The 23,725-nt window shown below is 62.1% G+C and carries 25 protein-coding genes; 14 read left to right on the top strand and 11 right to left on the bottom strand.

Annotated features, from left to right (window positions below; translation table 11 throughout):
• Positions 1-57: 57 nt before the first annotated feature.
• Genes HMPREF3173_RS23465 through tldD form a run of 3 tightly spaced genes read left to right on the top strand, consistent with a single transcriptional unit; the run spans position 58 to position 6,169 of the window.
• Entirely contained in the window at positions 58-3,876 is a 3,819-nt protein-coding gene (locus HMPREF3173_RS23465; protein ID WP_070577102.1) for a YhdP family protein, read from the top strand.
• Positions 3,876-4,727 (top strand): carbon-nitrogen hydrolase family protein, encoded by an 852-nt coding sequence (locus HMPREF3173_RS23470; RefSeq protein ID WP_070577104.1) that lies wholly within the window; start codon positions 3,876-3,878, stop codon positions 4,725-4,727. Before HMPREF3173_RS23465 ends, HMPREF3173_RS23470 begins: the two co-directional genes overlap by 1 nt.
• 2 nt (positions 4,728-4,729) lie before the next feature.
• Positions 4,730-6,169 carry a metalloprotease TldD gene (tldD, locus tag HMPREF3173_RS23475; RefSeq protein ID WP_070577106.1) on the top strand — a complete coding sequence of 480 codons (1,440 nt, stop codon included), beginning with the start codon at positions 4,730-4,732 and terminating at the stop codon, positions 6,167-6,169.
• A gap of 72 nt (positions 6,170-6,241) precedes the next feature.
• Here tldD and yjgA read toward each other — a convergent pair whose 3' ends face one another.
• A complete protein-coding gene (yjgA, locus tag HMPREF3173_RS23480; RefSeq protein ID WP_043213253.1) occupies positions 6,242-6,763 on the bottom strand; it encodes a ribosome biogenesis factor YjgA in 522 nt (173 codons plus the stop codon).
• A 109-nt stretch (positions 6,764-6,872) separates the two neighbouring features.
• Between yjgA and pmbA the strand changes: the two genes are divergently transcribed.
• On the top strand, positions 6,873-8,219 hold the full coding sequence (gene pmbA, locus HMPREF3173_RS23485) for a metalloprotease PmbA (RefSeq protein ID WP_043213256.1): 1,347 nt from the start codon (positions 6,873-6,875) through the stop codon (positions 8,217-8,219).
• A 161-nt stretch (positions 8,220-8,380) separates the two neighbouring features.
• Here the strand turns inward: pmbA and HMPREF3173_RS23490 are convergent, their stop codons facing one another.
• The 10 genes from HMPREF3173_RS23490 to HMPREF3173_RS23535 form a co-directional block, all read right to left on the bottom strand.
• Positions 8,381-8,653, bottom strand: coding sequence for an HPr family phosphocarrier protein (locus HMPREF3173_RS23490; protein ID WP_043213258.1), 273 nt, complete (start codon positions 8,651-8,653; stop codon positions 8,381-8,383).
• Positions 8,654-8,673: 20 nt separating this feature from the next.
• A complete protein-coding gene (gene rapZ / locus HMPREF3173_RS23495) occupies positions 8,674-9,528 on the bottom strand; it encodes an RNase adapter RapZ (RefSeq protein WP_070577108.1) in 855 nt (284 codons plus the stop codon).
• A 2-nt stretch (positions 9,529-9,530) separates the two neighbouring features.
• Positions 9,531-9,995, bottom strand: coding sequence for a PTS IIA-like nitrogen regulatory protein PtsN (gene ptsN / locus HMPREF3173_RS23500; RefSeq protein ID WP_043213263.1), 465 nt, complete (start codon positions 9,993-9,995; stop codon positions 9,531-9,533).
• Between the two features lie 12 nt (positions 9,996-10,007).
• A complete protein-coding gene (gene hpf / locus HMPREF3173_RS23505; protein ID WP_043213265.1) occupies positions 10,008-10,316 on the bottom strand; it encodes a ribosome hibernation-promoting factor, HPF/YfiA family in 309 nt (102 codons plus the stop codon).
• 77 nt (positions 10,317-10,393) lie between these two features.
• Positions 10,394-11,887, bottom strand: a complete 1,494-nt coding sequence (locus tag HMPREF3173_RS23510; protein WP_070577110.1) for an RNA polymerase factor sigma-54 — start codon at positions 11,885-11,887, stop codon at positions 10,394-10,396.
• A 158-nt stretch (positions 11,888-12,045) separates the two neighbouring features.
• On the bottom strand, positions 12,046-12,771 hold the full coding sequence (gene lptB, locus HMPREF3173_RS23515) for an LPS export ABC transporter ATP-binding protein (protein WP_070577112.1): 726 nt from the start codon (positions 12,769-12,771) through the stop codon (positions 12,046-12,048).
• On the bottom strand, positions 12,772-13,296 hold the full coding sequence (lptA, locus tag HMPREF3173_RS23520; protein ID WP_043213272.1) for a lipopolysaccharide transport periplasmic protein LptA: 525 nt from the start codon (positions 13,294-13,296) through the stop codon (positions 12,772-12,774).
• Positions 13,283-13,855 carry an LPS export ABC transporter periplasmic protein LptC gene (lptC, locus tag HMPREF3173_RS23525; protein ID WP_043213277.1) on the bottom strand — a complete coding sequence of 191 codons (573 nt, stop codon included), beginning with the start codon at positions 13,853-13,855 and terminating at the stop codon, positions 13,283-13,285. Before lptC ends, lptA begins: the two co-directional genes overlap by 14 nt.
• Positions 13,856-13,863: 8 nt before the next feature.
• Positions 13,864-14,388, bottom strand: coding sequence for a KdsC family phosphatase (locus tag HMPREF3173_RS23530; RefSeq protein ID WP_043213281.1), 525 nt, complete (start codon positions 14,386-14,388; stop codon positions 13,864-13,866).
• A 14-nt stretch (positions 14,389-14,402) separates the two neighbouring features.
• Positions 14,403-15,380: a KpsF/GutQ family sugar-phosphate isomerase gene (locus tag HMPREF3173_RS23535; protein ID WP_043213283.1), complete on the bottom strand. Its 978-nt coding sequence runs from the start codon at positions 15,378-15,380 to the stop codon at positions 14,403-14,405.
• A gap of 233 nt (positions 15,381-15,613) precedes the next feature.
• On the opposite strand from HMPREF3173_RS23535, the gene HMPREF3173_RS23540 reads away from it, so the two are divergent.
• The 10 genes from HMPREF3173_RS23540 (at position 15,614) to hisC (ending at position 23,537) form a co-directional block, all read left to right on the top strand.
• Positions 15,614-16,423 carry an ATP-binding cassette domain-containing protein gene (locus HMPREF3173_RS23540; RefSeq protein ID WP_043213285.1) on the top strand — a complete coding sequence of 270 codons (810 nt, stop codon included), beginning with the start codon at positions 15,614-15,616 and terminating at the stop codon, positions 16,421-16,423.
• Positions 16,423-17,220, top strand: a complete 798-nt coding sequence (mlaE, locus tag HMPREF3173_RS23545) for a lipid asymmetry maintenance ABC transporter permease subunit MlaE (protein WP_043213287.1) — start codon at positions 16,423-16,425, stop codon at positions 17,218-17,220. The genes HMPREF3173_RS23540 and mlaE overlap by 1 nt, the downstream gene beginning before the upstream one ends.
• Complete coding sequence (mlaD, locus tag HMPREF3173_RS23550; protein ID WP_009683030.1) at positions 17,220-17,705, top strand: outer membrane lipid asymmetry maintenance protein MlaD; 486 nt, start codon at positions 17,220-17,222, stop codon at positions 17,703-17,705. The genes mlaE and mlaD overlap by 1 nt, the downstream gene beginning before the upstream one ends.
• Positions 17,706-17,714: 9 nt before the next feature.
• A complete protein-coding gene (locus tag HMPREF3173_RS23555) occupies positions 17,715-18,368 on the top strand; it encodes an MlaC/ttg2D family ABC transporter substrate-binding protein (RefSeq protein WP_043213291.1) in 654 nt (217 codons plus the stop codon).
• Positions 18,365-18,667, top strand: a complete 303-nt coding sequence (locus HMPREF3173_RS23560) for an STAS domain-containing protein (RefSeq protein WP_043213294.1) — start codon at positions 18,365-18,367, stop codon at positions 18,665-18,667. The genes HMPREF3173_RS23555 and HMPREF3173_RS23560 overlap by 4 nt, the downstream gene beginning before the upstream one ends.
• 118 nt (positions 18,668-18,785) lie before the next feature.
• Positions 18,786-19,025, top strand: a complete 240-nt coding sequence (locus HMPREF3173_RS23565) for a BolA family protein (RefSeq protein ID WP_029613593.1) — start codon at positions 18,786-18,788, stop codon at positions 19,023-19,025.
• A 24-nt stretch (positions 19,026-19,049) separates the two neighbouring features.
• Positions 19,050-20,315 (top strand): UDP-N-acetylglucosamine 1-carboxyvinyltransferase, encoded by a 1,266-nt coding sequence (gene murA, locus HMPREF3173_RS23570; protein WP_043213299.1) that lies wholly within the window; start codon positions 19,050-19,052, stop codon positions 20,313-20,315.
• Between the two features lie 89 nt (positions 20,316-20,404).
• Positions 20,405-21,040, top strand: coding sequence for an ATP phosphoribosyltransferase (gene hisG, locus HMPREF3173_RS23575; RefSeq protein WP_043213301.1), 636 nt, complete (start codon positions 20,405-20,407; stop codon positions 21,038-21,040).
• Positions 21,041-21,165: 125 nt separating this feature from the next.
• Positions 21,166-22,491, top strand: a complete 1,326-nt coding sequence (gene hisD / locus HMPREF3173_RS23580; protein ID WP_070577114.1) for a histidinol dehydrogenase — start codon at positions 21,166-21,168, stop codon at positions 22,489-22,491.
• Between the two features lie 2 nt (positions 22,492-22,493).
• A complete protein-coding gene (gene hisC, locus HMPREF3173_RS23585; RefSeq protein ID WP_070577116.1) occupies positions 22,494-23,537 on the top strand; it encodes a histidinol-phosphate transaminase in 1,044 nt (347 codons plus the stop codon).
• Positions 23,538-23,725 lie beyond the last annotated feature (188 nt).

Here is a 23,725-nt window from a genome sequence, read left to right on the forward strand (position 1 = left end):
GGGCATGCTGGCAAAGCCCCGGTACCGAGCCATAGTTAAGGCACGACTTGGAGGGCCATGGCCATGGGACGTCTGACCCACGTTCTAGGCGCCTTGACCCGCTGGGGGCTGGGATTCTGCGCCCTGCTGGCGGTGCTGGTGGCGCTGTATGTCAGCCTCGGTCGGGAACTGGTCCCCCTGGTGGCCGAATACCGCGCCGAAGTAGAAAGCAAGGCTGAGCAAGCCCTGGGGCTGCCGGTGCATGTCGGTGCCCTCGAGGGGCGCTGGAGTGGTCTGGCACCGGTGCTGCGGGTGCGTGACCTGCAAGTGGGCGAGGGCGCCTCGGCATTGCGCCTGGATGAAGTCAAGGCCGTTCCTGACCTGTGGGCTAGCCTCAAAGCGCGCGAACTGCGTCTGGCGCGTATCCAGCTGGGCGGTCTGCAACTGATCCTGCGTGAGGACGAACAGGGCGCCTGGGCGCTCGAAGGGCTGCCTCGCAAGGACGATACGCCATTGGACCCCGCCCAGGTGCTGCAACGCTTGCGACAACTGGGCAGGGTCGATGTTTTCGACAGCCAGGTGACCCTTCATCCCTGGCAACGCGATCCTCTCACCCTCACCTATGTGAGCCTGGGTTTGCAGGCCGGTGCGTCCCGCCAGGCCCTGGATCTGCGCGCGACCTTGCCGGACGGCCAACCCATGGCCGTCAGTCTGCATAGCCGCGCCAATGCCAAGGCCTGGCGCGACGGTGAGTTCGAAGCCTACCTGAGCCTGCCGCAAAGCGATTGGGCCCGCTGGTTGCCCCCACGTCTGTTGGGCCAATGGAAGGCTCGTACCTTGCGGGCGGGGGGAGAGTTCTGGGTCGACTGGGGGCAGGGCCAGTTGCAACGGGCGGTAGTGCGGCTCAATGCGCCGCAGCTGCGCGGTGCCTACAGCGAGCGCAAGGCAGTGACCCTCGATAACCTGGCATTGACCGCCTGGCTCCAGCGCGGCGAGGACGGTTTCGAAGGCGTGGTCGATTCGTTGGCCGTCAGTATCGGCAAGCAGCGCTGGGAAACCCATGTACAGCTCAAGCAGCAGGTCGGCGAGGAGGCGAACCAGGAAAGCTGGCAGATCCAGGCCGACCGGCTTGACCTGACGCCGCTGACGCCGCTGGTCCAAGGGCTGGCGCCGTTGCCGGAAAAACTCATGGCCGTGGTAGACGCCCTAAAGGTCACCGGAGCGCTGCGCAATGTGCGCCTGGACGTGCACCCCAAGGCCGAGGGAGACCAGCGCCTGCAGTTCGCCGCCAACCTCGAGAAGGTCGGCTTCGATGCCTATCACGGCGCCCCGGCAGCCGGTAACGTGAGCGGTAGCATCAGCGGCGACCTGGGCAAAGGCGAACTGCGCCTGGATACCGACGCCTTCATGTTGCATCTGTATCCCATCTTCGCCAAACCCTGGCACTACCAGAAGGCCAACGCACGGCTCACCTGGCGCCTGGACCAGGAAGGCTTCACCCTGATCGCCCCTTACATCAAGGTGCTGGGCGAAGAAGGCAAGATTGCCGCTGACTTCCTCATCCGCTTGTTGTTCGAGGAAGGCCGCGAGGACTACATGGACTTGCGCGTCGGCCTGACCGAAGGTGACGGGCGCTACACTGCCAAGTACCTGCCCGAGGTGCTCAGTCCTGCCCTGGACGAGTGGCTGCGCAGCGCCATCGTCAAAGGCAACGTCGATGAAGGCTATTTCCAGTATCAAGGCTCGCTGAACCATGGCGCATCGCCCGAAGCGCGGAGCATCAGCCTGTTCTTCAAGGTGCACGATGCGGCGCTGGACTTCCAGCCCGGCTGGCCGCAGGTGCAGCAGGTCGATGGCGATGTGCTGATCGAGGACAGCGGTGTGCGCATCAAGGCCCGGCATGGCCAACTGCTCGACACCCAGGTCAGTGATGTCAGCGTCGATATCCCTCATGTGGCGGCTGGCGAGCACAGCCATCTGTACCTTGATGGGGATTTCGATGGTCGTCTGAGCGATGGCCTGAAAATTCTCCAAGAGGCTCCGATCGGCACTGGCGAAATGTTTGCCGGTTGGGAGGGCGAAGGGCCGCTCAAGGGTAAGGTCAAGCTCGATATTCCCCTGGCCCATGGCGAGCACCCCAAGGTCCAGGTCGATTTCGCCACCGCCGATGCGCGCCTGAAGGTCGCCCCGCCGAGCCTGGAGTTGAACCGTTTGAAAGGCGAATTCAGCTTTGATCTGGACAAAGGCCTCAGTGGCAAGAGCATCACCTTGCAGGCCTTTGGCAAACCGGTCACCGCGCAGATTTTCGCTGAGGGCAAGCCCGGTCAGATCCAGACCCGCATCGATGCCAGTGGCCAGATGCCCCTCAAGGCACTGACCGACTGGCTGAAATTCACCCAGCCGCTGCCCGCATCAGGCGATCTCCCCTTCCAGTTACAAATCAACCTGGGCAGTCGCGATAACCGGCTGAGCGTCAACTCCTCGCTCAAAGGCCTGGCAATCGATCTACCTGCCCCATTCGGCAAGGCCACTCAGGACACCCGCGACAGCCGTTTCAGCATGACGCTCAAAGGGCCTGAACGGCGTATCGATGCCAGCTACGGTGAGCTTGCCCGCTTTGCCTATGCTGCATCAGCCGCCACGCTGGCCCAGGGGCGCGGGGAGCTGCTGCTGGGCGGTGGCACCGCACAGCTGCCGTCTGGCCAGGGCCTGCGGGTGCGGGGGCGGATCGAATCGCTGGATATTGCACCCTGGCAAGCGCAAATGGAGCGCTTCGCAGGTCAAGACCCAGGCGGCAATGCCCGGCAGAACCTGCAGGGCGTGGACTTGAGCATTGGCCAGCTCAAGGCCTTTGGCCTCGATCTGAACCAGGCGGTCGTGCGTCTGGCCCGTGGCAGTGGTGCCTGGGACGCGCGTCTGGACAGCCGGGAGGTCATTGGCAACGCGCGCCTTCCCGATGCCAAGTCGGCGCCGATTGTCGTCAGATTGCAAACCTTGCGCCTGCCGCCTGGGGATCCTGCGGGCAAGCAGCCTGAGGATGCGCCGGACCCACTCGCGGATTTCGACCCGCGCAAGGTGCCGGCCCTGGATGTGACGATCGACAAGCTGTACCGCGGAGATGATCTGTTCGGTAGCCTGGCGGTCAAACTGCGCCCTACACCGCGCGGCATGATTTTCGATGACGTCGACCTGGACCTTAAAGGCCTGCGTATCGATGGAAGCGGTGGCTGGGAAGGCGAGCCTGGGAGTACCGGCAGCTGGTACAAAGGCCGCCTGGAGGGTAAGAACCTGGCCGACGTACTCAAGGCGTGGGGCTTCGCACCCACCGCCACTAGCCGGGATTTCCGCCTCGACGTGGATGGTCGCTGGCCTGGCTCGCCGGCGTGGGTGGCGCTCAAGCGTTTCTCCGGAAGCCTTGATGCCGCCCTGCGCTCCGGTCAGTTCGTCGAAGTCGAAGGCAGCGCCCAGGCACTGCGGGTATTCGGCCTGCTCAACTTCAACTCCATTGGTCGGCGTCTACGCCTGGACTTCTCCGATCTGTTCGACAAAGGCCTGGCCTACGACCGGGTCAAGGGCTTGCTGGTGGCAAGCCAGGGGGTCTATGTGACCCGCGAGCCGATCACAATCAAAGGCCCCTCGAGCAACTTCGAACTCGATGGCACGTTGGACCTGGTGAGCGATCGCGTCGATGCAAACCTGCAGGTGACCTTGCCGGTCACCAACAACCTGCCGCTAGCCGCCTTGATCGTCGGCGCACCGGCCGTCGGTGGCGCCCTATTCCTGGTGGACCGGCTGATCGGTGATCGTGTGTCGCGCTTTGCCAGCGTGAACTACCGCATCGAGGGGCCCTGGAAAGAGCCTAGAATGACCTTTGTGAAACCTTTCGAGAAACGCTAATGAAGTCAGCGGTCATCCAGATGGTCAGCCAGGACGATGTGCTGGCCAACCTGCAGCGCGCCAGGGCTCTGTTGGAGCAGGCTGCCGAAGGCGGCGCCCGGCTGGCGGTGCTGCCGGAGAACTTCGCCGCCATGGGGCGGCGCGATGCGGCGGCGATCGGCCACGCCGAAGCCCTTGGTCAGGGCCCGATCTTGCCCTGGTTGAAACGCACGGCCCGCGACCTCAGGTTATGGATTGTGGCCGGCACCCTGCCATTGCCGCCTGCCGACCAGCCAGATGCAAAGGCCCATGCCTGCTCTTTGCTGATCGACGAGCACGGTGAGGTCGCGGCGCGTTACGACAAGCTGCACTTGTTCGATGTGGATGTGGCTGACAGCCGCGGGCGCTATCGTGAGTCCGATGACTATGCCCACGGCAGCCAGGTGGTGGTCGCCGATACGCCGGTCGGTCGTCTGGGTCTCACGGTGTGCTACGACCTGCGCTTTCCCGAGCTGTACAGCGCCTTGCGCGAGGCCGGTGCGGAACTGATCAGCGCTCCGGCGGCCTTCACCGCTGTGACCGGCGCGGCCCATTGGGAAGTGCTGATTCGTGCGAGGGCGATCGAAACCCAGTGCTACCTATTGGCGGCAGCCCAGGGCGGCACTCATCCGGGACCACGGGAAACCCATGGTCATGCGGCGATCATCGACCCTTGGGGACGGATCATCGCCGAACAGGCGCGCGGCGAAGGCGTATTGCTGGCCGAGCGCGACAGCGCAGAACAGGCGTCCATCCGGACGCGAATGCCGGTTGCCTTGCACCGGCGCTTTTTCTCGCAGGACGCCTTGCGGCCTGCGCACACCTCGGAGTGACTATGAGCCAGATGTTATCCACCGTCAGCGAACAGCTGCTGGCCCCGGGCGGACTGACCCTGGACAGCCTGCAGGCTGTGCTTGGCGAGTTGGCGGGGCCCGGTATCGATGCAGCCGACCTGTACTTCCAGGGGCAGATTTCAGAGACCTGGGCGCTGGAGGACGGCATCGTCAAGGAAGGCAATTTCAACCTTGACCAAGGCGTGGGCGTGCGTGCTCAGTCCGGTGAGAAGACCGGCTTCGCCTACAGTAATGCCATTAACCTCGAGGCCCTGACCTCGGCGGCCCGTGCCGCGAGATCTATTTCACGCGCTGGGCAGGAAGGCCGCGTACAGGCCTTCCGCAGCCAGGATGTGGTGGCGCTTTACGCCCAGGACAACCCACTGGACGTGCTCAGTCGCGCCGAAAAAGTCGAGCTGCTCAAGCGTGTGGATGCGGCCACTCGCGCTCTGGATCCGCGTATCCAGCAGGTCACCGTGAGCATGGCCGGGGTCTGGGAGCGGATCCTGGTGGCCGCGGTCGATGGCAGCTTGGCAGCTGATGTTCGCCCGTTGGTGCGCTTCAACGTCAGTGTAATCGTCGAACAGAACGGTCGTCGCGAGCGCGGTGGCCAGGGCGGAGGCGGGCGTACCGACTACCGCTATTTCACCGAGGAGCGGGTCATGGGATATGCCCGGGAGGCGCTTCGCCAGGCGCTGGTCAACCTCGAAGCCAAGCCGGCCCCGGCAGGTACCTTGCCGGTGGTCCTCGGCCCGGGCTGGTCCGGCGTACTGCTGCATGAAGCGGTGGGCCATGGCCTGGAAGGGGACTTCAACCGCAAGGGCAGTTCGGCCTACAGCGGGCGTATTGGCGAGCAGGTGGCCTCGACGCTGTGCACCATCGTCGACGACGGCACGCTCGAGGGGCGCCGTGGTTCGCTGAGCGTGGACGACGAGGGGACCCCGACCGAGTGCACCACGTTGATCGAGAACGGCATTCTCAAGGGCTACATGCAAGACAAGCTCAATGCACGCCTGATGGGCATGGCGGTCACCGGCAACGGACGGCGCGAATCCTATGCCCACCTGCCGATGCCGCGCATGACCAACACCTACATGCGCGCCGGTGACAGCGACCCACAGGAAATCATCGCCTCGGTGAAAAAGGGTATTTACTGCGCCAACCTCGGTGGTGGCCAGGTTGATATCACCAGCGGCAAGTTCGTGTTCTCGACCAGCGAGGCCTACCTCATCGAGGATGGCAAGATCACAGCGCCGGTCAAGGGGGCGACCCTGATCGGCAATGGTCCGGAGGCGATGAGCCGGGTTTCGATGGTCGGCAACGACCTGGCTTTGGACAGCGGCGTCGGGACGTGCGGCAAGGATGGGCAATCGGTGCCGGTAGGCGTTGGCCAACCGACCCTGAAACTGGACGCCATCACCGTGGGTGGTACAGGCGCGTGACTAGGGTAAAGGACCGCAATGCGGTCCTTTGGGATTTCACCGGGGTTGCATGTCAGCCCCGGGACGAGGACCTCAGCGCAGGCCCCGTTGGGTCTCGTCGAGGTCGCGTATGTATTTGAAGACCTTGCGCGCGGCGGCCGGCGGTTTGTTCCGGGCCTTCTCGTGCTGGGCATGACGGATCAGCGAGCGCAGGTGCTGGCGGTCGGTGTCGGGATACTCGTTGACGAAGCGCTCGAGGTCTTCGTCATTGCCATCGACCAGACGATCGCGCCAACGCTCCAGGTTATGGAAACGTTCGTTGTACTGGCGGCTCGAGCTGTCGATCTGTTCGAGCAGGGCATGGATGGCATCGATGTCCTGATCGCGCATCAGCTTGCCGACGAACGACATATGGCGTTTGCGAGCACCATGTGCAGTGTGCTTGTGGGCTTCGGCCAGTGCCCGGCGCAGCTCGTCGGTCAGGGGCAGGCGAGCCAGGGTATCGGCCTTGAGCGTGGTGAGGCGCTCTCCAAGCTCGACCAGCGCATGCAGCTCGCGCTTGATCTGGGTTTTGCTTTTTTCGCCGTCGAAGGCGTCGTCGTAAGAATCAACCATGGTGGCAGTCCGCTAGAAATCGCCGCCATGATAACCAGTCGGGGGCCGCTTGTCCGGCCCGGTCGTAGAATGACCCTAGCCGTACGCAGAATTTCGAGTGGAGAGAACCATGAGTGCAGTCCAGAGCGTAGGCCCCAAGGACCTGCCGGCGTTGCAGGAACAGGTCGAGGCGATCATCGCCGAAGCACGTCGCCAGGGCGCCAGCGCCTGCGAAGTTGCGGTGTCGCTGGAGCAGGGCTTGTCCACCACGGTGCGTCAACGTGAGGTCGAGACGGTCGAGTTCAACCGCGATCAAGGTTTTGGTATCACCCTTTATGTTGGCCAGCGCAAAGGCTCGGCCAGTACATCGGCCAGCGGCCCGGACGCGATTCGCGAGACTGTGGCGGCTGCGCTGGCCATTGCCCAGCACACCTCCGAGGATGAATGCGCAGGCCTGGCCGATGCGGCGCTGATGGCCCGCGAGATCCCTGATCTCGACCTTTACCATGATTGGGCCCTGGAGCCGGAAAAGGCCGTCGAGATGGCATTGGCCTGTGAGGCCGCAGCCTTCGATGCCGACCCGCGCATCCTCAATGCCGATGGCACGACCTTGAACACCCACCAAGGCTGCCGGGTCTATGGCAACAGCCACGGTTTCATCGGCGGTTATGCCTCCACGCGCCATAGCCTGAGCTGCGTGATGATCGCCGAAGGCGAAGGACAGATGCAGCGTGACTACTGGTACGACGTCAATCGCCAGGGTCAATTGCTGGCCGACCCGCGTAGCATCGGGCAGCGCGCCGCACAGCGTGCAGCCAGCCGCCTGGGTGCTCGTCCGGTGCCGACCTGCGAGGTGCCCGTGCTGTTTTCCGCGGAACTGGCCGGCGGGTTGTTCGGCAGCTTCCTGTCGGCCATCTCCGGCGGCAACCTGTACCGTAAATCCTCCTTCCTTGATGGCGCTATCGGCCAGCGTCTGTTCCCCACCTGGCTGACGCTCGATGAACGTCCCCACTTGCCGCGAGCCCTGGGAAGCGCAGCTTTCGACGGCGATGGCCTGGCGACCTATGCAAAGCCATTCGTGGAAAAAGGCGAGCTGGTCTCTTACCTGTTGGGGACCTATTCCGGGCGCAAGCTGGGACTGCCAAGTACCGCGAACGCTGGTGGTGTGCACAACCTATTCGTCACCCATGGGGTGGAGGACCAGGCCGCACTGATCCGCCGCATGGGGCGTGGTTTGCTAGTGACCGAACTGATGGGGCACGGCCTCAACATGGTGACGGGGGATTACTCCCGCGGCGCGGCGGGCTTCTGGGTGGAGAATGGCGAGATCCAGTTCCCCGTCCAGGAGGTGACGATCGCCGGCAACATGAAGGACATGTTCCAGCAGATCGTAGCGATCGGCAGTGATATCGAAACCCGGAGCAATATTCATAGCGGCTCGGTGCTGATCGAGCGGATGACGGTGGCGGGGAGCTGATACCTGCCAGCAGGCGGGACAATTGAAACTCAGGGCCGCGTAGCGGCCCTTTGCTTTTGTTCTGTGTGGGGGATGTTGCCATCCCAGAATTGGGATCTGAACCAGTAAGGCTACGCGGCAAGGTCAGCCAGGTCGGCTCGATGTGAGCCCTTCGCGGCGGATTACTCGCCTTCGTCGAAATAGTTGTTGATCAATTCGACCAAGGCGTCCATGGCCTCGTTGTCCTGTTCTCCCTCGGTCATCAGGTGCACCTGGGTGCCCTTGCCCGCGGCGAGCATCATCACTGCCATGATGCTCTTGCCATCCACCATTTTGTCCGGCGCACGCCCCACCCTGACCTGGCAGGGGAAGCGCCCGGCTACGCCAACGAACTTGGCTGCCGCCCGGGCGTGGAGCCCCAGCTTGTTGATGATGGTGATTTCGCGGGCGGGCATTGGGATGCGGATCCTGTGGGCTAGAGGTCGCGATGGCGGACCTGGACGTTTTTCAGGGTGGGTTGCAAAAGTTGGCCCAGGCGCTCGGTCAGGTAGACAGAACGGTGGTGACCGCCTGTGCAGCCAATCGCGATGGTGACATAGGCGCGATTGCTGGCGGCGAATCGTGGCAGCCATTTGAGCAGATAACTGGAGATGTCCTGGAACATCTCTTCGACATCCGGTTGGGCGGCCAGGTAGTCGATTACCGGCTGGTCCAGCCCGGAGTGTTCGCGTAGCTCGGGCTTCCAATACGGATTGGGCAGGCAACGCACATCGAACACCAGATCGGCATCCACCGGCATGCCGCGCTTGAAGCCAAAGGACTCCACCAGAAACGCTGTGCCTGGCTCGGGCTGATTGAGCAGACGCAGCTTGATCGAGTCGCGCAACTGGTAAAGGTTGAGGTTGGTGGTGTCGATCTTGAGATCGGCCAGATCGGCGATCGGGCCCAGCAGTTCGCTTTCGACACGGATCGCTTCGGCGAGGGAGCGATTGGCGTTGGTCAGCGGGTGTCGACGACGCGTTTCGGAGAAGCGCTTGAGCAGGGTCTCCTCGTCGGCATCCAGATACAGCACGTCGCACTGGATATGCTGGGCTCGCGCGCCCTCAAGCAGTTCGGGGAAGCGCGTCAGGTGACTGGGCAGGTTGCGCGCGTCGATGGAGACAGCCACCTTGGGTTGCAGCAGTTCGGTATTGATCAATGCGTTTTCTGCCAACTGCGGCAATAGCCCGGCGGGTAGGTTGTCGATGCAGTAATAACCGTTGTCTTCCAGCACGTCGAGGGCGGTGCTTTTGCCGGAGCCAGACCGGCCGCTGACGATGATCAGGCGCATGTTCAGTGCTCGTTCTGTGCGTCCAGGACTACCTGGTACAGGGCCTCGCTGCTGTTGGCGGCACGCAGGCGATCGCGGACCTCCTTGCGATCTAGCATGCTGGCAATCTGGCGCAGCAGTTCAAGGTGGGCGTCGGTGGCGGCTTCTGGCACAAGCAGGACGAACAGCAGATCCACCGGCGCGCCATCGATGGCGTCATAGTCGATGGGGGCATCCAGGTGCAGCAGGGCGCTGACCGGAGCGGTGCAGCCTTCGAGGCGACAATGGGGGATGGCGATGCCGTTGCCGAAACCGGTGGATCCGAGCTTTTCACGGCCAACCAGTTTTTCGAATACGTCTTCCATCTCCAGTTCGGGCACTTCCCTGGCGATCAGGGTGGCGATTTCCTGGAGCACGCGCTTTTTACTGCCGCCCGGCACGTTCACGAGGGAACGGCCGGGGGTCAGGATGGTTTCAAGTCGGATCATGGATGAGAGGGATCAGCGGGCGGCTGCACCTTGCAGCAGGCTTTGCTGTTTTTCCTTATGTTTTTTCAGTTGGCGGTCGAGCTTGTCAGCCAGGGCGTCGATCGCTGCATACATGTCTTGGTGTTCGGCATTGGCGACCACTTCACCGCCGGGAATCTGGAGTGTGGCCTCCACCTTCTGCTGCAGTTTTTCGACCTTCATGATCACCGTCACGTTGGTGATCTTGTCGAAATGTCCCTCCACGCGGGCGAGCTTTTCAAGGACATACTCGCGCAGTGGTTGAGTGACTTCTACATGCTGTCCACTGATGTTGACTTGCATACAGCTTCTCCTTTGTTGCCCGTGCATAAAGGGCAGGTATTGCACCTGCCACTGAAACGCTATGGCTCTTCCAGGGGCTACATCAGTCGCTTGCGCTCACTCGACGGTGCGATGCCGAGGGACTCGCGGTACTTGGCGACGGTGCGACGGGCTACCTGGATGCCTTGTGCCTCCAGTAAACCAGCGATCTTGCTGTCACTCAATGGCTTTTTCTGATTTTCCGCCGCAACCAGTTTCTTGATGATCGCGCGGATCGCCGTAGACGAGCATTCACCGCCTTCGGAGGTGCTTACATGGCTCGAGAAAAAGTATTTCAGCTCGTAGATACCGCGCGGGGTATGCATGTATTTCTGCGTGGTGACCCGGGAAATGGTCGATTCGTGCATGCCTACCGCTTCGGCGATATCGTGCAGTACCAGCGGCTTCATCGCCTCGTCACCATGGTCCAGGAAGCCTCGCTGGTGCTCGACGATCTGGGTGGCGACCTTCATCAGCGTCTCGTTGCGACTTTGCAGGCTCTTGATGAACCAGCGCGCTTCTTGCAACTGGTTGCGCATGAAGGTGTTGTCGGCGCTGGTATCGGCGCGGCGGACGAAGCCGGCATACTGCGGGTTTACCCGCAGGCGTGGTATCGCTTCCTGGTTCAGTTCGACCAGCCAGCGGTCGCTGTCCTTGCGCACGATGACGTCGGGGACCACGTACTCGGGCTCGCTGGACTCGATCTGCGAACCAGGGCGCGGGTTCAGGCTCTGCACCAGCTCAATGACCTGGCGCAGCTCGTCCTCCTTGATCTTCATGCGACGCATCAGCTGGCTGTAGTCGCGGCTGCCGAGCAGGTCGATGAAATCGGTGACCAGGCGCTGCGCCTCGGCCATCCAGGGGGTGTTCGCCGGAAGCTGACGCAGCTGCAGCAGCAGGCACTCGCCAAGGTTGCGGGCGCCAATGCCTGCGGGTTCGAACTGCTGGATGCGATGCAGTACCGCTTCGACCTCGTCGAGCTCGATATCCAGTTCAGGGTCGAAACCTGCGCAGATTTCTTCGAGGCTGTCCTCCAGGTAACCCTGTTCGTTGATGCTGTCGATCAGGGTCACGGCGATCAGCCGGTCGGTGTCGGACATCGGCGCCAGGTTGAGTTGCCACAGAAGATGGCTCTGCAGGCTTTCGCCGACGGAAGTGCGGGTGGTGAAGTCCCACTCGTCGTCATCGCTGGCGGGCAGGTTGCTGGCGCTGGTCTGGTAGATGTCTTCCCAGGCAGTGTCCACGGGTAATTCGTTGGGGATGCGCTCGTTCCATTCGCCTTCCTCCAGGTTCTCGGCACTGCTGGTGCTTTCCTGGAAGCTGCTCTCTTGGGCTTCGGCAGCCGGCTTGCTTTCGGCGTTGTCGGCCATCGGGTCGCTGTTGTCGAAGTCGTCGCCGTCTTCCTGACGTTCGAGCATCGGATTGGACTCCAGCGCTTCCTGGATTTCTTGTTGGAGGTCCAGGGTGGATAGCTGGAGCAGACGGATGGCCTGTTGCAACTGCGGGGTCATCGTCAGTTGCTGGCCCATTTTTAGGACGAGCGATGGTTTCATGGCTGGGGCTTAATACCTTGTTCGCCGGCGCGCATGCGCCATCCACTACACGTAGGGCGCCGAGGCGCCAATTTTAAGCAAGTTATATGCCTGAAATTGTAGCGTTTGCCTAGAGCACTGTGTCACTTCCTTCAGTGCTCCAAGCAGACTCCGGGCCTTTAAAGTCGGAACTCGTGGCCCAGGTAAACCTCCTTGACCAAATCGTTGGCCAGGATGGTCTCGGCGTCGCCCTCGGCGATCAGCTGACCATCATTGACGATGTAGGCGGTTTCACAGATATCAAGGGTTTCACGGACGTTGTGGTCGGTGATCAGCACGCCGATGCCCTTGGCCTTGAGGTGGTGGATGATCTGTTTGATATCGCCAACGGAGATCGGGTCTACACCAGCGAAAGGTTCGTCCAGCAGGATGAACTTCGGTGCGGTGGCCAGGGCGCGGGCGATCTCGACCCGGCGGCGTTCGCCACCGGAGAGGCTCATGCCAAGGTTGTCGCGGATGTGGCTGATGTGGAATTCCTGCAGAAGGCTTTCCAGCTCCTTTCTGCGGCTGTCACGGTCGAGCTCCTTGCGGGTTTCGAGGATGGCCATGATGTTGTCGGCCACCGACAGCTTGCGGAAGATCGAGGCTTCCTGGGGCAGATAGCCGATGCCGGCACGGGCGCGACCGTGCATGGGTTGATGGCTGACGTCCAGGTTGTCGATCAGTACGCGTCCCTGGTCGGCGCGGACCAGGCCAACGATCATGTAGAAGCAGGTGGTCTTGCCGGCGCCGTTGGGACCGAGCAGGCCGACGATCTGACCGCTGTCGATCGACAGGCTGACGTCGCGGACAACCTGGCGGCTCTTGTAGCTCTTGGCCAAGTGCTGGGCTTTGAGGGTTGCCATTTACTCGGCCTTCTTCTTCGGCTGGATCACCATGTCGATACGCTGACGTGGCGAAGTCACATTGCCACCACGACCGGCGGTAGCCACCTGGGTCTTGGTGTTGTAGACGATCTTCTCGCCTTCGGTGGTGTTGCCTTCGTTCTCGACCTTGGCGCGGTCGGTGAGGATCACCATGTCCTTTTGCGCCTGGTACTGGATGGTCACGCCCCAGCCTTTCATCTTGTCGGGTTTGGCGGCGCTCTGCTGTTGCTCGAAGTAGGCCAGGTTGCCCACCGAGGTGACCACGTCGATATCGCCGGAGGCGGCACGGGTGATGGTCACGGTGTTGCCTTTGATCATCATCGAACCCTGGGTGATGATCACGTCGCCGGTGTAGGTGGCGACGCCTTGCTTGTCGTCCAGGTGAGCGTTGTCAGCCTGGATGCGGATAGGCTGGTCACGATCGTTCGGCAGGGCCAAGGCGCTCGCGCTTCCCAGTGCCGCGCTCAGGCTGAGCAAAAAGGGGAGGGTGTTAACGAGCCTCATACTGTCCTCTTACGTTGGACAGCAGGTCCATCCTGCCGTCTTTCAAATACGCTTTCATTCCTTTGCCCGTAGTCGTCCCACCGGCGCCGTCGATTCTAACGGCTTGCTCGGTCTGCGCATATTGCTTCTGCGGGAAGACGGTCATGCGGGTGGTGGTGATGATCGTTTCGCGCTGCTTTTCATCGGTGCGGGCAACCCGGACCTTGTCGATCAGCTCGACCTCGCTGCCATCCGGGTTGACCTCGGCGCGCACGCTCTGCACGTGCCAGGGATACTGAGTGCCCCGGTACATGTGCAGGTCCGGCGTGGTCACTAGGGTGATCTCGCTGGACTTGAGGTGCTCCACCTTGTCGGCGGTCATTTCGTATTGCACCTTGCCATCAGGCAGGTACTGCACGCTGTGGGCATTGATCGCATAGTAGTCGATGGCATTCTCATCGACCTGGGCCACCGGCTTTTCGAGGAAGCTCTCGGGGCTGATGTTCCAGTAGCCGACGGCCACCAGCAGTGCGGCGATCGCACCGAGCAGCACGATATTCCTGGCTTTCTTGCTGAACATGTCTGGCCTTAGAGGTAGTTGGCGTTGGCAGCGTCCAGGGTGCCCTGGGCCTGCATGATCAGTTCACAGAACTCGCGTGCGGCACCTTCGCCGCCACGGGCCTGGGTCACGCCATGGGCGTGCTGGCGAACGAACGGGGCGGCGCTTGCCACCGCCATGCCAAGGCCTACGCGGCGGATCACCGGCAGGTCTGGTAGATCATCGCCCAAGTAGGCGACCTGTTCATAGCTTAGGCCCAGTTCGGCGAGCAGGCTGTCGAGCACTACCAGTTTGTCCTCGCGGCCCTGGAACAGGTGCGGGATGCCGAGGTTTTTTGCTCGGCGCTCGACCACCGGGGTCTTGCGCCCGCTGATAATCGCTGTGGTCACGCCCGAAGCCATGAGCATCTTGATACCGTGGCCATCCAGGGTGTTGAAGGTCTTGAACTCGCTGCCGTCTTCAAGGAAATACAGACGTCCGTCGGTCAGCACGCCATCGACATCGAACACGGCCAGCTTGATGGCCTTGCCGCGTTGCAGAAGATCCGGGTTCATTGCATTGCACTCCATCACATCACGCCTGCGCGCAGCAGGTCATGCATGTTCAAGGCGCCGGTGGGGCGGTCGTTCTGATCGACCACCACCAGCGCGTTGATCTTGTTGTCTTCCATGATGCGCAAGGCCTCGGCGGCGAGCATCTCGGCGCGTGCGGTTTTGCCGTGGACGGTCATCACCTGGTCGATGATGGTCTTGTGCACATCGATGTTGCGCTCCAGGGCGCGGCGCAGGTCGCCGTCGGTGAACACCCCGGCCAGGCGGCCGTCGGCCTCCAGGACCACGGTCATGCCTACCAAGCTCTTGCGCGACATCTCTACCAGGGCGTCCTTGAGCAGAGTGCCACGCGGTACGATCGGCAGTGCTTCGCCGGTGTGCATGACGTTTTCCACCTTCAGCAGCAGGCGGCGACCCAGCGCGCCTCCCGGATGGGAGAAAGCGAAGTCTTCGGCCGTGAACCCGCGTGCCTCGAGCAGGGCGATGGCCAGGGCGTCACCCAGCACCAGCGCAGCAGTGGTGGAGGAGGTGGGCGCAAGATTGAGCGGGCAGGCCTCCTGGGCGACGCTGGCATCGAGGTTGACCTCGGCGGCCTGGGCCAGGGGAGAGTCCGGGTTGCCAGTGAGGCTGATCATCTGGATGCCCAGACGCTTGATCAATGGCAGCAGGGTAACGATTTCGGCGGTGCTGCCTGAGTTGGACAGGGCCAGGATGACATCGTCGCGGGTGATCATGCCCATGTCGCCGTGGCTGGCCTCGGCCGGGTGCACGAAAAACGCTGGGGTGCCGGTGCTGGCGAGGGTCGCGGCGATCTTGTTGCCGATATGGCCCGACTTGCCCATGCCGAGCACGACGACTCGGCCTTTGCTGTTCAGAATCAGCTCACAAGCTTTGACGAAATTGCCGTCGATGCGGGGCAGCAGGCCCTCTACGGCTTCGAGTTCCAGGCGCAGGGTGCGCTGGGCGGATTGGATCAGCTCGCTGGATTGGCTCATGTCGGAAAGCAATGTCTGGTAAAAAGGTGCCGATTATAACGGCAATGTGCGAAACCCTCATCTTTCGTTTGCCTGGGTTGCTGTCGCGGGCCTGAACAGCCCCTGCAATGGCCTTGGGGGCGGCATTGCAGCGGTGCTATAGTTCGCCGCTATTGCGCCCGGCAGGGACGCGTGTGCCTTCATGAAGAGGGTAGGCGTCCATTGCAGACGAGGCTGCATCGCAAGGAGTCTAGATGAGTGTGGATAGCGCCTACGCGGTCGAGTTGAAGGGGGTTACCTTCAAGCGCGGTTCGCGCAGCATTTTCAGCAATGTCGACATACGCATCCCACGGGGTAAGGTCACCGGCATCATGGGGCCTTCCGGGTGCGGCAAGACAACCCTGTTGCGCCTGATGGGCGCGCAGTTGCGTCCCTCCAGCGGCGAGGTTTGGGTCGCCGGGCAGAACCTGCCGAGCCTGTCGCGCAGCGACCTGTTCGATGCGCGCAAGCAGATGGGCGTTCTGTTCCAGAGCGGTGCCTTGTTCACCGATCTCGACGTTTTCGAGAACGTTGCCTTCCCGTTGCGGGTGCACACCCAATTGTCGGACGAGATGATCCGCGACATCGTTCTGATGAAGCTGCAGGCCGTGGGTCTGCGCGGGGCCATCGACCTGATGCCGGACGAGCTGTCCGGTGGCATGAAGCGCCGGGTGGCGCTGGCTCGGGCGATCGCGCTGGATCCACAGATCCTCATGTACGACGAACCTTTCGTCGGTCAGGATCCCATCGCCATGGGGGTGCTCGTGCGCCTGATCCGGCTGCTCAACGACGCCCTTGGGATCACCAGCATCGTGGTCTCCCATGACCTGGCCGAGACCGCGAGCATCGCTGACTACATCTATGTGGTCGGTGATGGCCAGGTGCTGGGGCAGGGCACGCCCGACGAGCTGATGGGGTCGGATAATCCGCGTATCCGCCAGTTCATGAAGGGCGATCCGGATGGCCCGGTGCCATTTCACTTTCCTGCGCCTGACTATCGCGCCGATCTGCTGGGGGCGCGGTGATGCGCAGAAAATCCATACTCGAACGCATTCGTTTGTTCGGCCGCTCGGCCATCGACGTCCTGGCTGTGCTCGGCCGCTCCTGCCTGTTCCTCGGGCACGCCATGGGTGGGCGCGGGGGCATCGGTGGCGGCTTCCAGTTGCTGGTCAAGCAGCTTTATTCGGTAGGTGTACTGTCGCTGGCGATCATCGTGGTTTCCGGCGTGTTCATCGGCATGGTGCTGTCGCTGCAGGGCTACAGCATTCTCACCAAGTACGGATCGGAGCAGGCCGTTGGCCAGATGATCGCCCTGACCTTGCTGCGTGAGCTCGGGCCGGTTGTGACTGCCTTGCTGTTCGCAGGGCGCGCAGGCTCGGCCCTGACCGCCGAAATCGGCAACATGAAGTCGACCGAACAACTGTCCAGTCTGGAGATGATCGGTGTCGACCCACTCAAGTACATCGTCGCCCCGCGTCTGTGGGCCGGTTTCATCTCGCTGCCGATGCTGGCGCTGATCTTCAGTGTGGTCGGTATCTGGGGCGGATCCTGGGTGGCCGTGGATTGGCTGGGCGTCTACGAGGGCTCGTTCTGGGCCAACATGCAAAACAGTGTTTCCTTCACCGACGACGTGCTCAACGGGTTGATCAAAAGCGTTGTGTTCGCCTTCGTCGTGACCTGGATCGCCGTGTTCCAGGGGTATGACTGCGAACCCACTTCGGAAGGGATCAGCCGTGCCACCACCAAGACCGTGGTCTATGCCTCGTTGGCAGTCCTGGGTCTGGACTTTATTCTGACCGCCTTGATGTTTGGAGATTTCTGATGCAAAACCGCACCCTGGAAATCGGTGTCGGCCTGTTCCTGCTGGCCGGGATCCTGGCGTTGCTGCTGCTGGCCTTGCGCGTCAGTGGTTTGTCCGCAAGCCCCAGCAGCGACACCTATAAAGTTTATGCGTACTTCGACAATATCGCTGGTTTGACGGTCAGAGCTAAAGTGACCATGGCCGGTGTGACCATCGGCAAGGTCACGGCCATCGATCTGGATCGCGACTCCTACACCGGTCGGGTGACCCTGCAGCTGGACAAGAGCGTCGACAATCTGCCGACCGACTCCACTGCTTCTATCCTGACCGCCGGATTGCTCGGCGAGAAGTACATCGGCATCAGCGTGGGTGGTGAAGAAGACGTGCTCAAGGATGGCTCTACCATCCATGACACCCAGTCGGCACTGGTGCTGGAAGATCTGATTGGCAAGTTCCTGCTCAATTCCGTGGGCAAGGAACCCAAAGAAGCCCAACCCGCTAATTAAGGAGTTTCCATGATCTCGATCCTGCGACGCGGCCTGTTGGTCCTATTGGCGGCCTTCCCTCTGCTGGCCCTGGCGGCGCCTGGGCAAACCCCACGTGACGTGGTGCAAGGCACCACCGATGCCCTGTTGAGCGACCTCAAGGCCAATAAGGAACAGTACAAGACCAACCCTCAGGCCTTCTACGATGCGCTCAATCGTATTCTCGGCCCAGTGGTCGATGCCGATGGCATCTCCAAGAGCATCATGACCGTGAAGTATTCGCGCAAGGCCACGCCCGAGCAGATGCAGCGTTTCCAGGAAAACTTCAAGCGTAGCCTGATGCAGTTCTATGGCAACGCACTGCTGGAGTACAACAACCAAGGTATCACCGTCGATCCGGCCAAGACTGAAAATGGCGATCGCGCCAGCGTGGGCATGAAGGTCACCGGCAACAACGGTGCGGTTTATCCGGTCCAGTACACCCTGCAAAAGCTCGGTGACGAGTGGAAGGTGCGTAACGTGATCGTCAATGGCATCAACATCGGCAAGCTGTTCCGCGATCAGTTCGCCGATGCCATGCAGCGCAATGGCAACAATCTGGACAAGACCATCGACGGCTGGGCCGGCGAGGTGGCCAAGGCCAAGGAAGCGGCCGACAATTCGCCAGACAAGGAAGTGAAATGAGCGAAGCTGGCGTGAGCATGACCGAGCCGGGCGTCCTGCGCCTGGCCGGGGTTCTGGACTACCGCAGCGGTCCGGCCCTGCGCAAGGAGGGCAAGGCGCTGATCGCGGCTTGTCGTGAGTCTAGGCTGGTGTTCGATTGCTCGTCGGTGGCCAAGTCCAGCAGCGTCGGCCTCTCCCTGCTGCTGGGCTTCATCCGTGATGCCCAGGCCGCAGGCAAGGGCTGGGAACTGCGTGGCATGCCTGATGACATGCGGGAAATCGCCGGGGTTTATGACCTCGATGAAGTGTTGGCGGGCTGATGGTTCGCCACTAAGGGATAGCCCCTCGGTCAGCGCACCCCACCATGGGCTTCGCAGGCGAGGGGCTTTTTTGTATGATGGCCGACCCGCGCGCACTGGGCGCCGATTGAGGTTGAGCATGCAGGCCGTAGAAGTTAAAAGCTTCCTTGAAGAGAAATTGCCGGGAACCCGGGTCGAAGTTGAGGGCGAAGGCTGCAACTTCCAGTTGAACGTGATCAGCGACGAGCTGGCCGGCCAGAGCCCGGTCAAGCGCCAGCAGGCGATCTATGCTCACCTGAATCCGTGGATCGCCGATGGCAGCATCCATGCGGTAACCATGAAATTTTTCAGCAGCGCAGCCTGGGCTGAGCGCACCTGAGCCAACGTTGGCGGCGAGATTGCAATGGACAAACTGATTATCACTGGCGGCGCGCGCCTCGACGGCGAGATCCGCATTTCCGGGGCGAAGAACGCCGCCCTGCCAATTCTTTCGGCGACCCTGCTGGCTGACGGTCCGGTCACCGTAGGCAACCTGCCACACCTGCACGACATCACCACCATGATCGAGCTGTTCGGTCGCATGGGCATCGAGCCTGTGATCGACGAGAAACTCTCGGTGGAGATCGACCCGCGCACCATCAAGACCCTGGTCGCGCCTTACGAGCTGGTCAAGACCATGCGTGCCTCGATCCTCGTGCTCGGCCCGATGGTCGCTCGTTTCGGTGAAGCCGAAGTCGCGCTGCCTGGCGGTTGCGCCATCGGTTCGCGTCCTGTCGATCTGCACATCCGCGGTCTCGAGGCCATGGGTGCGAAGATCGAAGTCGAGGGCGGCTACATCAAGGCCAAGGCGCCTGAAGGCGGCCTGCGTGGTGCGCACTTCTTCTTCGACACCGTCAGCGTGACCGGTACCGAGAACATCATGATGGCTGCTGCCCTGGCCAAGGGCCGCAGTGTGCTGCAGAACGCCGCCCGCGAGCCTGAAGTGGTCGACCTGGCCAACTTCCTGATCGCGATGGGTGCCAAGATCCAAGGCGCCGGCACCGACACCATCACCATCGATGGCGTCGAACGCCTGCACTCGGCCACCTACCGCGTGATGCCCGACCGTATCGAGACCGGCACCTACCTGGTCGCCGCTGCCGTCACCGGCGGTCGCGTGAAGGTCAAGGACACCGATCCGACCATCCTTGAAGCCGTACTGGAAAAACTCAAGGAAGCGGGTGCCGAAGTCACAGCCGGCGAAGACTGGATCGAGCTGGACATGCACGGCAAGCGACCGAAGGCCGTCAACCTGCGTACTGCTCCGTACCCGGCCTTCCCGACCGACATGCAGGCGCAGTTCATCTCGCTCAACGCCATCGCCGAAGGCACTGGCGCGGTGATCGAGACCATCTTCGAAAACCGCTTCATGCACGTCTATGAAATGCACCGCATGGGTGCGCAGATCCAGGTCGAAGGCAACACCGCTATCGTGACTGGGGTCAAGGCGCTCAAGGGTGCACCGGTCATGGCTACGGACCTGCGGGCTTCGGCCAGCCTGGTGCTGTCGGCCCTGGTCGCCGAGGGCGATACCCTGATCGACCGCATCTACCACATCGACCGTGGTTACGAGTGCATCGAGGAAAAACTGCAGATGCTCGGGGCGAAGATCCGCCGCGTACCGGGCTAGTCTGTTCGGCGCAGGGATGCGCCCACCGAATTCCACGCGGCCGGGCGCTTGCCCGGTCGGCTGTAGCCGCTTAAGGACCGACGTTTCCCATGTTGACCATCGCGCTATCCAAGGGCCGAATCCTCGACGATACCCTGCCATTGCTGGCCGAGGCCGGTATCGTGCCGACCGAGAATCCGGACAAGAGCCGCAAGCTGATCATCCCGACGACCCAGGACGATGTGCGCCTGCTGATCGTGCGCGCCACCGACGTGCCGACTTATGTCGAGCATGGGGCCGCTGACCTCGGCGTGGCCGGCAAGGACGTGTTGATGGAATACGGCGGTCAGGGTCTGTACGAGCCGCTGGACCTGCAGATTGCCCGCTGCAAGCTGATGACCGCCGGAGCGGTTGGCGCGCCGGAGCCCAAGGGGCGTCTGCGCGTGGCCACCAAGTTCGTCAATGTAGCCAAGCGCTATTACGCCGAGCAGGGCCGTCAGGTCGACATCATCAAGCTGTACGGTTCCATGGAGCTGGCACCTTTGATCGGCCTGGCCGACAAGATCATCGACGTGGTCGACACCGGCAACACGCTGCGTGCCAACGGCCTGGAACCCCAGGAGCTGATCGCAACCATCAGCTCGCGCCTGGTGGTCAACAAAGCCTCCATGAAAATGCAGCATGCCCGCATCCAGAGCTTGATCGACACCCTGCGTCAAGCCGTCGAATCGCGACACCGCGGCTGACCTTCGCACGCGACTTTCTGTCGCGTCCGTCTATCCGCGTCATAGCCATTTTTCTCGGGTGCCCGCGCGGATGGACTGGTAGCCTAGGGCGCCTGAGCATTCGCTAATAAAACGAGGCCCTCGTCATGACCGTGTCCACTGCAATTGCCCGTCTCAATGCCGCTGATCCGGATTTCGCCCGACATCTGGATCATCTGCTGAGCTGGGAAAGCGTGTCCGATGACGCGGTCAATCAGCGCGTGCTCGACATCATCAAGGCTGTCCGCGAGCGGGGCGATGCCGCGTTGGTCGAGTTCACCCAGCGTTTCGATGGCGTCGAGGCCAAGGGTATCGACGACTTGATCCTAGGCCGTGAACGCCTGGAGCTGGCATTGACCCGCATCACGCCCACCCAGCGCGAAGCTTTGGAGATCGCCGCCAGCCGCGTGCGTAGCTACCACGAGCGGCAGAAGCAGGATTCCTGGCAGTACACCGAGGCTGATGGCACCGTGCTAGGCCAGAAGGTCACGCCGCTGGACCGTGCCGGCTTGTACGTGCCGGGCGGCAAGGCCTCGTACCCATCTTCGGTGCTGATGAACGCCATCCCGGCCAAGGTCGCCGGTGTGTCCGAAGTGGTGATGGTGGTGCCGACCCCACGGGGAGAGGTCAACGAACTGGTGCTGGCGGCCGCGTGCATCGCGGGCGTCGATCGCGTCTTCACCATCGGTGGCGCCCAAGCCGTTGCGGCCTTGGCCTACGGTACCGAGAGCGTGCCCCAGGTGGACAAGATCGTGGGTCCGGGCAACATCTACGTGGCCACTGCCAAGCGCCATGTGTTCGGCCAGGTCGGCATCGACATGATCGCCGGTCCGTCGGAAATTCTCGTGGTCTGCGACGGCCAGACCGACCCGGACTGGATCGCCATGGACCTGTTCTCCCAGGCCGAGCACGACGAGGATGCCCAGGCGATCCTCGTCAGCCCTGACGCCGCTTTCCTTGATCGCGTGGCTGCCAGCATTGCCAAGCTGCTGCCGACCATGGAGCGTGCCGAGATCATCGAGAAGTCGATCAGTGGCCGTGGCGCGCTGATCCAGGTTCGCGACATGCAGCAGGCCATGGACGTTGCGAACCGCATTGCTCCCGAGCACTTGGAGCTTTCGGTCGCCGATCCGCAGGCATGGTTGCCGCAGATCCGCCACGCGGGCGCGATCTTCATGGGGCGTCACACCAGCGAAGCCTTGGGCGACTACTGCGCCGGCCCCAACCACGTGTTGCCGACCTCCGGCACCGCGCGCTTCTCCTCGCCGTTGGGCGTGTATGACTTCCAGAAGCGTTCGTCGATCATCTTCTGCTCGGAGCAGGCTGCTTCCGAGCTAGGCCACACGGCATCGGTCCTGGCGCGCGGCGAATCGCTGACCGCCCACGCCCGCAGTGCCGAATACCGCATCCTCACCGAAAACAAGGGGAACTGAACATGAGCCGTTTCTGGAGCCCCTTCGTCAAGGACCTGGTGCCTTACGTACCGGGGGAGCAACCCAAGCTGACCCGCCTGGTCAAGCTCAATACCAACGAGAACCCATACGGCCCGTCGCCCAAGGCCCTGGAGGCCATGCAAGGCGAGCTGAACGACAACCTGCGCCTGTACCCGGATCCGAACGGTGATCGGCTCAAGCAGGCGGTCGCCGACTACTATGGCGTCACTGCCCAGCAAGTGTTCGTCGGCAACGGTTCGGATGAAGTGCTGGCGCACATCTTCCACGGCTTGTTCCAGCACGATGCACCGCTGTTGTTCCCGGACATCAGCTACAGCTTCTACCCGGTCTACTGCGGCCTTTACGGAATCGCATTCGAGCAGGTGGCGCTGGATGAGCAATTCCAGATCCGCATCGAGGACTATAAAAAGCCCAACGCCGGCATCATCTTCCCCAACCCCAACGCACCGACCGGTTGCCTGTTGCCGTTGCAGGCGATCGAGCAACTGCTGCAGGCCAACCGTGACTCGGTGGTGGTGGTGGATGAAGCCTATATCGATTTCGGCGGCGAGACCGCCATCAGCCTGGTGGACCGCTACGATAACCTGCTGGTGACCCAGACCCTGTCCAAGTCGCGCTCCCTGGCCGGCCTGCGGGTCGGCCTGGCGGTGGGGCATCCTGCGCTGATCGAGGCGCTGGAGCGGATCAAGAACAGCTTCAACTCCTACCCGCTCGACCGCATGGCGATCGTGGGTGCGGCGGCAGCGTTCGAAGACCGGGCCTACTTTGACCAGACCTGCCGCAAGGTGATCGAGAGCCGTGAGGCGTTGGTCGAGCAATTGACGGCGCGCGGTTTTGAAGTGCTGCCTTCGGCGGCCAACTTCATCTTTGCACGGCACCCTGAGCGGGACGCTGCCCAGGTGGCGGCGCGTTTGCGCGAGCAGGGGGTGATCGTGCGGCACTTCAAGCAAGAGCGGATTGCGCAGTTCCTTCGGATTACCATCGGGACACCGGAGCAGAACCAGGCGTTGCTTGATGCGCTGTGAGTGAGTAGGTGTATGGGTGGTTGGTGGTTCGACGGGCGTGGAGTTATCCGTTGATGTGCTGACACTGATCACCTGTTCGCCCTTATGTTGGTTGTTGGTTGTTGGTTGTGGGTTTTGAGGTTTGTGGGCTTATCCGCTTGATTTATCGACGGTTAATCACCTTTCCGCCTTTACGGCGGGTCACTTTT

The organism is Pseudomonas sp. HMSC08G10 (assembly GCF_001808425.1).
In the GTDB taxonomy this organism is placed as follows: Bacteria; Pseudomonadota; Gammaproteobacteria; order Pseudomonadales; family Pseudomonadaceae; genus Aquipseudomonas; species Aquipseudomonas guariconensis.